General features: G+C 44.5%; 4 protein-coding genes and 1 pseudogene. 3 read left to right on the forward strand and 2 right to left on the reverse strand.

What is annotated here, in order from left to right; all coding sequences use genetic code 11:
* The coding region (locus GXO74_04765; protein NOZ60971.1) for a hypothetical protein at positions 1 to 1,707 on the reverse strand (1,707 nt) is incomplete at its 3' end.
* 669 nt (positions 1,708 to 2,376) lie between these two features.
* Between GXO74_04765 and GXO74_04770 the strand changes: the two genes are divergently transcribed.
* Genes GXO74_04770 through GXO74_04780 form a run of 3 tightly spaced genes read left to right on the forward strand, consistent with a single transcriptional unit; the run spans position 2,377 to position 6,273 of the window.
* Positions 2,377 to 2,904, forward strand: a complete 528-nt coding sequence (locus GXO74_04770) for a TIGR03546 family protein (GenBank protein NOZ60972.1) — start codon at positions 2,377 to 2,379, stop codon at positions 2,902 to 2,904.
* Positions 2,904 to 4,769, forward strand: coding sequence for a TIGR03545 family protein (locus GXO74_04775; GenBank protein ID NOZ60973.1), 1,866 nt, complete (start codon positions 2,904 to 2,906; stop codon positions 4,767 to 4,769). Before GXO74_04770 ends, GXO74_04775 begins: the two co-directional genes overlap by 1 nt.
* A gap of 43 nt (positions 4,770 to 4,812) precedes the next feature.
* Positions 4,813 to 6,273 (forward strand): M48 family metalloprotease, encoded by a 1,461-nt coding sequence (locus tag GXO74_04780; GenBank protein ID NOZ60974.1) that lies wholly within the window; start codon positions 4,813 to 4,815, stop codon positions 6,271 to 6,273.
* A 241-nt stretch (positions 6,274 to 6,514) separates the two neighbouring features.
* Here the strand turns inward: GXO74_04780 and lexA are convergent.
* Positions 6,515 to 7,153: pseudogene (gene lexA, locus GXO74_04785) on the reverse strand (transcriptional repressor LexA).
* Positions 7,154 to 7,287: the final 134 nt, after the last annotated feature.

Below are 7,287 nucleotides of genomic sequence, written 5' to 3' on the forward strand. Positions count from 1 at the left end.
TCCATCCACATCGCCAACAATAGTGCCATTGAAATCCTGGTACAAATAGCTGGAATCAAGATTTACGTAATGCCTGTTTTCCGGTGCAAAAGCCCAGTCGCCGATTTTGCTGTGTGAATTAGCCAACCCGACAGCATATTGGGCAATCAACGCCGCGTCAAACATCTGCACTTCGTTATTTTGATCGGCATCCGCAGCGATGCGCGTAATTTGCGATGTATCGGGAATCAAATTTAGCGCCAGGCGCGCTGTGATTGCCGCATCATAACTCAAAATGAAACTTTGATCAAACTCGCCATCTTTAGTGGCGAGCGTGTAATAGTCTTTGCCGTCATCTAGCGAATCGAACTCGTAATATCCGGTTTGATCGGAAAAAATTGTGGCTGTCGTGTCTCCGGTCATGACCACTTGCGTGTGAGCAATAGGCACTCCTAACCCGCGATAATTGACAAAACCACCCACACGATGTTTTTCCCGAAAATTTGCTACAATGTTCATATTCGAATTCACAGTAATGTTCACATTAGATCTGCTATCGTTCAAATCGCCGCTCCAATGATCAAATCGATAATCTGAATTGGCCGAAGCTTTTATTCTTACGGATTCTCCGGCGCTGTAGGATTGCTTGTCCGGAATTTTAATAACAGTTCCTGCCTCAGGCGGATCAACAGAAATTGTGACCGTATACTGGACAGCGGCAAACTGCGCTGTCACATTTTTATTGCCGTTCATCGTAATCGTCACGGTTCGGCTCGTGCCCGAAGCGTCGCCGCTCCAGCGATCGAAAGAAAAACCCGTTGCCGGACTCGCCGTCAGCGTGACTTGTTCGCCGTAGCTGTAACTGGATTTGTCCGGCGACTTGCTCACCGAACCGCCGTTTGACGGATCAACGGAAACATTCAGCGAATAGTGCTTCGCGGCAAATTGCGCCGTCACATTTTTATTGCCGTTCATCGTAATCGTCACGGTTCGGCTCGTGCCGGACGCGTCGCCACTCCAGCGATCGAAAGAAAATCCGTTTGCCGGACTCGCTGTCAACGTCACTTGTTCGCCGTAACTGTAACTGGATTTGTCCGGCGATTTGGAAACAGAACCGCCTGAGGAAGGACTAACTGAAATATTCAGCGAATATTGAATCGAAGAAAAATAAGCTGTCACAGATTTGTTGCGAGTCATGGTGATCGTCACTGACGAATTTGTGCCGGAAGCAGCTCCGCCCCAGTGATCGAATCGGTAGCCTGCATTCGCCGTCGCTGTCAGTGTCACGCTTTCGCCATCCACGTACTGATTTTTGTCAGGATTTTTGGTCACGCTGCCGCCGCCCGAAGGATTGGCAGAAACAGACAGCGTGAAAACTTCCGGTGTGATCACTTCCGAAGCGCTGGACAATTCGCTTTCTTGCCCCTGATCGTCCACGGAAGAAACAGCGTAATAATAATGAGTGTTGTAATCAACATTATTGTCATAATAATGGTCAGCCGGATGATTGACGGTAGCTATTCTGGAGTAATGTTGATTATCGCCAACGGATCGATAAATTTTGTATCGAGTGATATTCGATTCGCTCCGCGGCGACCAGTTCACTCTGATTCTTTGGGCAAACACAATGGAAGGAACAGCAAAAATCATTACAACAAAAAACAGCAGAAAACGATTGAAATACCCCCTATTGAAGACTTTCCGCACATCTTCATCCCTGCACCACATCTTCAACCTCACACTTTTTATTAACCCACCCGATATTTCAATCTGAAGTCAGGACTTTTCATTTTGCAAAGATATTTCTTCACAAAATTTTGAGCGCCGACCTCAACTCACTTGATTATTATGGCTATTTACATCGTTAATGTTTGAAATCCGAGTTTTTCCTTGTTTTCATAATTTATTTTAGTTTAATATTTTATTTTGAATTTTTTTGATGTCTTATGAATAATTTAATCATTTTCCATTCTGCTATCGTCTGGTATTTTCCATTCTTTGCTTCCCATTAAGTCAAATACCGTACCAGCAAAATTGTCATTTCCAAACCAGGAAGTTTTTTCCTGATATTTTTTTATTTTTTAACAAGTTAGAAGATCAAGAAACATTTTCATAAAAATTATTTTCAAATTAATCAAGAACTATTTGAGTAAATTTTTCATTTTTTCAGAGTAAATTTTACCGTATTCGCTTTCGTGTCCTTTTTAAAAGGTACGGAAAGTTTTTTTCCAATTTTTTACTTATGAAAATGTTTATGCTTGACATTTTCAAAAAATTGGCTTATCTTTTTTAACAGAGGAAAAATTAAACCCAAAATTTCTCGCATCAAATTTATATTTTTATCATCTAATTACCTGAAATTAAAACAACTTCACTCAATAAACTTCAGGACTTACCATGATCTGGCTCAAAATTGTCTCCAAATTTATCAAAGCATTCCGTTCAGGCGAAACACCGGGGCAAATCGCCGCTGGGTTTGCTGTGGGATTTTTTATCGGCTTGATGCCCTTCTGGACGCTGCAAACACTGATTCTGTTTTTCATTCTCATTTTAGTGAACATTAATTTGGCGGCAGCGACAGTCGCCTTTCTCATCGCGAATATGATTGCCTATTTGCTCGATCCGGTTTTTCATTCTTTAGGTTATTTTATTTTGACTCAAATCCCCTTCTTGCAGGGAATCTGGGAGGTCATTTACAACTCAGTATTCGGCCCCCTGACCCGATTTTACAATACTGTGGTCATGGGAAGCTTTGTTTCCGGACTCATCCTTTTCTTCCCCATCTATTTTGGCATGAAAAAATTTGTGGTTTCGTACCGAGAAAAGTTTGAAGAAAAAATAAAAAAGTGGAAAATCGTGCAGGTGATCAGCGGCAGCAAAGTGTTCCAATTTTATGAAAAAGTACGCGATCTGGGAGGTAACTAATGCGAAAAAAAGGAATTATCATTCTCGTTGCCATCATCCTCATCTTTGCCGTCATCGGTTATTTTACCCGCGATTATCGAATCGAGCGATTGATTGAAAGTGTGGGGCAATCCATTGTCGGCGCCAAAGTGGAATTGGATAATTTTCATTTCAGTCTATTTAAAATGGAATGTTCCTGGGACCGACTGCAGATCGCCAACAAAAATGATCCGTGGAAAAATATTTTAGAAACGGGCAGAGCTTCCGTAAAATTAGAAACGCGTCCACTATTCTGGAGGCGCATCATCATCAACAATATGAAACTGGAAAATGTGCGATCCGGAACTGCCCGCACATCAGACGGAAGCATTCCACAAAAAGAAGTTTCCGAAGAATCAGGTTCCGGTTTTTTTGCCAAAGCCAAAAAGGGACTCGAAAAGCAATTTTCTTCACTCCCGGTGTTCGACATTTCCGGCATGGGCAAAAAATTGAAAGTTGACTCTCTGATCGACGTAAATAATCTGCTCACGGTTCAAGGATATGAAAATTTAGAGCAAATTGCTGACAGCAGTTTTCAATATTGGCAAACGCAACTCAAAACGCAGACCTATTTGACGCGCTTGAATGAATTGGAACAGAAATTGAAATCGCTGAAAATTGATGAGATGAAAGATGTGCAGAGCCTGACCACGGGAGTCAAAAAAATCAAAGAAATTCGACAAGAAGCCAATAGTCTCAAGAAAGAGATTACCGAGAAACATGCTGCGCTGTCGAGCACATTTTCCAACCTGCAGACGCAATTGGCCTCCGTTCAGCAAAATCTCCAGCAAGACGTTGACCGCGCCAAGCAATTGGCGCATCTGAAAGATTTGAACGTCAAAGACGTCAGCATGCTTCTGTTTGGCGAACCTGTGGTGGGAAAAGTCGAGCAGGTTCTGGGATATGTTGCGCTCGCCAGAAAATATCTTCCCGCTGCCAGCCAAATGAAAGGGACGCCTGAGAAAAAGAAACCGCCTCGCCTTAAAGGACAGGATATCGATTTTCCGTTTCACTATCGCTATCCGAAATTTCTGCTGCGTGAAGCAAAACTCTCCGCTGCCACAGCCGCCGGCGATACGGCAAAAGCTTATTTTGTCGAAGGGAACCTGACAGGTCTCACCAATCAGCCGCCTGTTTTTGGCAGACCCACGCGATTCGATTTCAATCTCGTGCGCGTCGACGGCAATCAATATCATCTGTTGGGAAGTTTCGACCATCGCGGCGAAGTGCCGATGGATTCGTTGAAACTGCTGGCAAAAAACTTTGCTCTGGGGAGGATCTCCCTCAAAAAGCAAAAATACTTTCCCGCTGCGCTCAACGCCAGCAAAGGAGACGTGGAATTAGCCGGGCTTTTTCTCGGCGACAAAATCGACCTCTCGCTGAATTTGGCGGCATCTCCCGTAAAATTTATTTTCGAACAACCGGCAAAAGACAAAGTCTCGCAAATTGTCCGAGATGTTTTGAATGGAATTTCGAAAATCACATTGAACGCAAAATTAGTCGGCGAGAGCGAAAATTATCAATTGCAGATGAATTCCAATGTGGATCGGGTGCTGGCAAATCAAGTAAAAGCCACGCTCGCGAAAAATCTGCGCGAAGCGCAAAGTCAAGTAGAAAATTACGTCCGCCAGCAAGCGGAAATTCGCAGAAAAAAAGTGGAGTCGATCATTCAGAAGAATCGTGATTCCATTTACGCGGAAATTGACAATGCCAAAAATTTGCTGGATAAAAAGTTAGCAGAGATCGAGGCAAAAAAGAAGCAGGCGGAGCAGAGGTTAGAAGAAGAAAAGAAAAAATTAGAAAATAAAGCCAAAAATAAGTTAAAAAGTTTTTTCAAAAAGCCCTAATAAAATTGGAATCAGAATTCAACCAACTTGTGGGAGGTTTACCATGAGCGCGAAATTTCAAATCAAGCTCATCATTTCTGTTGTGGTTTTGTCGCTGATTGTGTGGGCGATTTCCTGCGCTGTGAATCCGGTGACCGGCAAAAAGGAATTTATGCTGCTCACACAAAACGACGAAATTGCGCTGGGCAAACAATCCGACCGCGATGTCGTTGCGACTTATGGGGTTTACCAGGACCAAAATTTACAAAATTACATCAACAGCATCGGCAAAAAAATAGCGAAACTCAGCCACCGACCGAATTTAGATTGGCAATTTCGGCTGTTAGATTCGCCGGTGATAAACGCTTTTGCGGTTCCCGGCGGATTTGTTTACATCACGCGAGGCATTTTAGCTTACCTGAACAATGAGGCGGAATTAGCCGGCGTTGTCGGGCACGAAATCGGACACGTCGCCGCACGCCATTCGGCAAAATCCTACAGCAAAGCTATGGTCGCGCAATTAGGTTTCGGCATCGGCGGCATGCTTTCCGAAACATTTCGCAAATATTCCGGTCTGGCGCAATTTGGGACGCAGATGCTTTTTCTCAAGTTCAGCCGCGATCACGAGCGACAGGCCGACGCGCTGGGAGTTGAATATTCCACCAAGGCAGGATATGATTCCAGAAATATGGCGAATTTCTTCGTCACATTGCAAAGATTAAATCCCCAGTCCGCGCAGGGCGGTTTACCCGGCTGGTTCTCAACGCACCCCAATCCTGCGGAACGAGTGCAAAGTATAAAAAAAGACGCGCAAAAATGGGAAGCGAATGTACCGCAAAAACAACTGGCTGTCAATCGTAATGGTTATTTGCAAAAAATCAACGGTTTGGTTTTCGGCGAAGACCCACGCCAGGGCTACAGAGAAAATAACATGTTTTACCATCCGCAATTGAAATTTCAATTTCCCGTGCCAGCACAGTGGGGATTGGCAAATACGCCTTCTCAGGTGCAAATGTACAATCAGGCGCAGGATGCTGTTGTATTTTTCACTCTGGCTCAGGGGAATTCACCCACAGCCGCTGCGAATCAATTCTTGCAGCAAAGCGGCGCGGTAGTTCAGTCGCGGCAAAACACCAACGTCAATGGTCTGCCCGCGCACACAGTCATTTCGCAAATTGCGGATCAGCAATCGGGTTCTACGATTGCTGTCATTTCCTATTTTATCAAAATGGACCAAAATATTTTTGTATTTCACGGTTTCACTACGCCGGACAAATTTAACGCATATCTGGCAAAGCTAAAACAGCCAATGCGGGGATTCAAGCGACTAACCGACCGCCGGAAAATTAATGTCAAACCAGCGCGAATCGCCATCAAAAAAGTCACTCGACAGCGGACTCTACGCCAGGCGCTTCAGTCTTTCGGCGTCGCCGCCGCGGATCTGGAGAAAATTGCCATTTTGAATGAGAGAAATTTGAACGACGTGATTCCGGCGAATACTTTGATTAAGGTGGTGCAAAAATAGAAACAGAAAAAGGGCGAGCGGAAAATTACCACTTGCCCTTTCTTTTATTTAACACCGATTTTCCCAACAAGATTAATCGACAGAAATTTACCCTAACTGTGGCAATTTGCGATAATCGTCGGTAGACACAAAATATTGTATGTAATGTCAAGAACCTTTTTTGTAAAGGTCCAAACACCAGGCGGATGCGCATTTGGCGCTTGTCAGTTGAAATTTTCTCTTTTTACATGACCCTAAAATATCACAACACCCGTTCCCTGATCAAAGCCAGTACTTTTCCCTGTAACGTCCACGACTGCTTGGGACGAATGTCCGGGTATTCCGGATTTTCCGCCTTCAAATAAGGCGCTTTCCCGTTATCGATCAGCCGTTTGACCGTCACCTCGTTGCCCACCAGCGCCACGACAATGTCGCCGTTTTTGGCGCGATTGGTGGACTGCACAATGACCAGATCGCCGTCAAAAATTCCCGCGCCAGTCATACTGTCGCCGCGCACGTGCAGCGCAAAACAGGGCTGCTTATTTTCCACCAGATACTGCGGCACATAAACGTAACGCTCAATATTCTGCTCCGCCAGCACGGGCATTCCTGCCGCAACCGAACCCACCAGCGGCAGCGGCAGCGCATGATTGGGATCAAATCCATAATCAAAATCCTCGGACTGATCCAGCCGCTTCAACACGCGAATATCCCGCGCCTTACTGGACCGCTCGATATAACCCTTTTTCACTAACGCATCCAGATGCGCCAACACCGCATTTTTCGAACTGATGCCCAATACTTCACGCAATTCCTCTAACGTGGGCGGCACGCCGTCGCCGCTGATTTTTTGCGTGATAATTTCCAGCACCCGCGCCTGTTTCTCCGTTAATTTTTCCATCTCACGCCTCCTGAATGTTTATTAACTGTATTTTTGTTCACCTAACTTATGTACAGTACTAATATACAAAATTTTTCTTAAATGTCAAGGAAAAAATGAAAAAAATTTGAAAACCCACCAATGCCAAAAGCCGA

It is taken from the genome of Calditrichota bacterium (assembly GCA_013152715.1).
Classification (GTDB): domain Bacteria; phylum Zhuqueibacterota; class Zhuqueibacteria; order Thermofontimicrobiales; family Thermofontimicrobiaceae; genus 4484-87.

Coding starts and splice junctions, on each gene's coding strand:
- GXO74_04770 (NOZ60972.1), top strand. CDS start 2,377: ATGATCTGGCTCAAAATTGTCTCCAAATTTATCAAAGCATTCCGTTCA.
- GXO74_04775 (NOZ60973.1), top strand. CDS start 2,904: ATGCGAAAAAAAGGAATTATCATTCTCGTTGCCATCATCCTCATCTTT.
- GXO74_04780 (NOZ60974.1), top strand. CDS start 4,813: ATGAGCGCGAAATTTCAAATCAAGCTCATCATTTCTGTTGTGGTTTTG.